This is a genomic window from Mycobacterium sp. NGS41 (assembly GCF_059812725.1).
This window is the reverse complement of record NZ_JCALDF010000005.1, coordinates 134,706-137,498: the sequence shown is the minus strand read 5'-3', so window position 1 is coordinate 137,498 and position 2,793 is coordinate 134,706. Positions and strand designations below refer to the sequence as shown.

Genomic DNA, 2,793 nt, shown 5'->3' with positions numbered 1-2,793 from the left:
AGCCTGAGCCAGCCGTTAGCCCGATATGTCCCGGCCGGACATCAATGAGAGGCCCACGCGCCGCCGTCACCACACAAGTGGCACCAGGCGGTAGCGCACCTTCCGGGTGTACTCGCGATATCCGTCCAACTCTTCGTGGAGGAGCTTTTCCTCGTCGCGGATGCGCCAGGCGAGCGCGATCAGGCAAGGCACCACGAAGACGAGTCCCCAGTAGGAACCGACCGCAAGGGGGACGCCGAGCAGCAGGACGACGTTTCCCGCGTACATCGGGTGCCGCACCAGGCCATACAGACCGGTGGAGACGACCTGCTGACCTGCTTCGACCCGAATGGTTGCGGCCGCGTAGCTGTTCTGAATGATCACCAGCAATGCCACCCCAAGGCCAACGGCCACCAGGAAATCGCCGACCAGGCAGATCGCCGTTGGGACCGATGACCAGCCAAAGCGACGGTCGAGGCCGCCGACCACGATCATTGCCGCCAGCGATAGCCACACACCAGCCATGACGACCTTCTGCGCCATCCGCGTCTCCGCTGCCGGCCCGCCGCGTATACGCCGCTGAAACGCATCGGGATTCGTTCGCAGCAAGTAGATGCCGGGGATACAGGTCGCAAGGGGTATCAGCGAAAACACCCATGCTTGCCAATAATCAAACGTGCCGGCGGATACAAACAGCAGCAGGCCAAATGCGACCGCCTGAACAACCGTCGACGCCAACAGTTGAAGAACGGCTTTCACGGACCTTCCTTACGAGCGTCGGATAGCGCTCACGCGAGCAGGGCGTTGCGCAACCGATCTACATCAGCCGCACTGATGCCCGCGTCGCGCAGATAGTTGTCCAGCGACCCGAAGGTCTGATCGATCGTCTCCCACGCGGCGGACAGGTATTCCGCCCGCACCCCGAGGACCTCGTCGGACAGCCTGGCCTCGGTGAAGGTCAGCACCTCGGGGGTCAACTCGGTGTCTGAGCGCTGCTGGATCATCTCAGAGATCTGGCTCCGCAATTGTGGTGCCGCGTCGTTGCTGCGCAGGTAGTCGGCGACGATGGTGTCGCGATCCAGACCGATCGTTTCCAGCACCGTCGCGACCACGAATCCGGTGCGATCCTTGCCCGCGAAACAGTGCGTGAGCACCGGCCGTCCGGCGGCGAGCAGGGTGACGACCCGATGCAACGCGCGTTGTGCGCCATTGCGCGTCGGGAACTGCCGGTATTCGTCGATCATGTAGCGGCCCGCGGCGTCGGCGATGGACTCGCCTTCGGGGCTCTCGGTCAGCAGTTTCTGAAATGCGTGCTCGTGCGGTGCTTCGCCGTCGGTGGGATCCTCGTCGCCGAGATCGGGAAAAGGCAGCAGGTGGATGTCCACGCTGTCGGGAACCCGCCCGGGACCGCGGCGCGCGACTTCCCGGGTCGCGCGCAGGTCGGCGACGTCGGTGATGCCAAGCTGCCGCAGCGCCGCCCGGCCGTCGTCGTCGAGGCGACTGAGCTCGCTGGACCGGAACAACCGCCCGGGCCGCAGCGCCGTGGCACCTTCGGCAACGTCACGGAAGTTCCACGCGCCGGACAGTACTGGGGCCATGTCAGGTGACCGCCGCGGCGAATGCTGACTGCTCCCCGCCGATCTCGGCGCGTGCGATGGTTCGCATGTGGACCTCGTCGGGTCCGTCGAAGATGCGCATGGCCCGATGCCAGCTGTAGAGCCGCGCCAGCGGGGTGTCGTCGCTGACCCCGGCGGCGCCATGGACCTGAATCGCCCGGTCGATGACATCGCACGCCACCCGCGGAGCCACCGCTTTGATCTGCGAGACCAATAGGTGGGCGGCCTTGTTGCCGTGCTGGTCGATAGTCCAGGCCGCTTTCTCGCATAACAGCCGGGCCTGGTCGATCTCGTTGCGGGACTTGGCGATTGTCTCTCGCACCACGCCCTGCTCGGCCAGCGGGCGGCCGAACGCGACGCGGTTTCGGGCCCGGTCCACCATGAGCGCCAGCGCCCGCTCGGCCCCGCCGAGCGCTCGCATGCAGTGGTGGATGCGGCCCGGTCCCAGCCGGGCCTGAGCGATCGCGAAGCCGGCTCCCTCTTCGCCGAGCAGGTTGGTGACCGGTACCCGCACGTTGTCGTAGTTGATCTCGCAGTGCCCGTGCTGGTCCTGCCAGCCAAACACCGGAGTCGAGCGGACCACGGTCACGCCCGGGGTGTCGATCGGGACCAGCACCATCGACTGCTGTTGGTGGCTTGCCGCGTCAGGGTTGGTGCGGCCCATCACGATGAGGATCTTGCAGCGCGGATCGGCGGCGCCCGAGGTCCACCACTTGCGGCCGTTGATGACGTAGTCGGCGCCGTCGCGCACGATGGAGGTCTCGATGTTGCGCGCATCGCTGCTGGCGACCGCCGGCTCGGTCATCGAGAAGGCGCTGCGGATCTCACCGTTCAGCAACGGCTCCAACCACTGCTTGCGCTGCTCGTCGGTGGCGAACAGGTGAAGGGTTTCCATGTTCCCGGTGTCGGGTGCGGCGCAGTTGAGCGCCTCGGGCGCGATCTCCAGGCTCCAGCCGGTCTGCTCGGCCAGCGGTGCGTACTCCAGGTTGGTCAGGCCCGACTCCGCCGGCAGGAACAGGTTCCACAGCCCGCGCTCTTTGGCCTTGGCCTTAAGTTCCTCGATGATCGGCGGCACGCTGTGGTCATGGGGCCCGGCCTCGTGGCGATAGCGGTCGTATTCGGCTTCGGCGGGAAAGACGTGCTCCGTCATGAAGTCGGACAACCGCTTGTGGTAGTCGCCGGCCTTGTCTGACATCGC

General features: G+C 66.1%; 3 protein-coding genes. All 3 read right to left on the bottom strand.

Features of this window, described 5'->3' with window-relative positions:
* Window positions 1-66 precede the first annotated feature (66 nt).
* Genes AC5Y21_RS07370 through AC5Y21_RS07360 form a run of 3 tightly spaced genes read right to left on the bottom strand, consistent with a single transcriptional unit; the run spans window position 67 to window position 2,790 of the window.
* Window positions 67-738, bottom strand: coding sequence for a methyltransferase family protein (locus AC5Y21_RS07370; protein WP_499910816.1), 672 nt, complete (start codon window positions 736-738; stop codon window positions 67-69).
* 29 nt (window positions 739-767) lie between these two features.
* Entirely contained in the window at window positions 768-1,577 is an 810-nt protein-coding gene (locus AC5Y21_RS07365) for a tyrosine-protein phosphatase (protein WP_499910814.1), read from the bottom strand.
* 1 nt (window position 1,578) lies between these two features.
* Window positions 1,579-2,790 (bottom strand): acyl-CoA dehydrogenase family protein, encoded by a 1,212-nt coding sequence (locus AC5Y21_RS07360; protein ID WP_499910957.1) that lies wholly within the window; start codon window positions 2,788-2,790, stop codon window positions 1,579-1,581.
* Window positions 2,791-2,793: the final 3 nt, after the last annotated feature.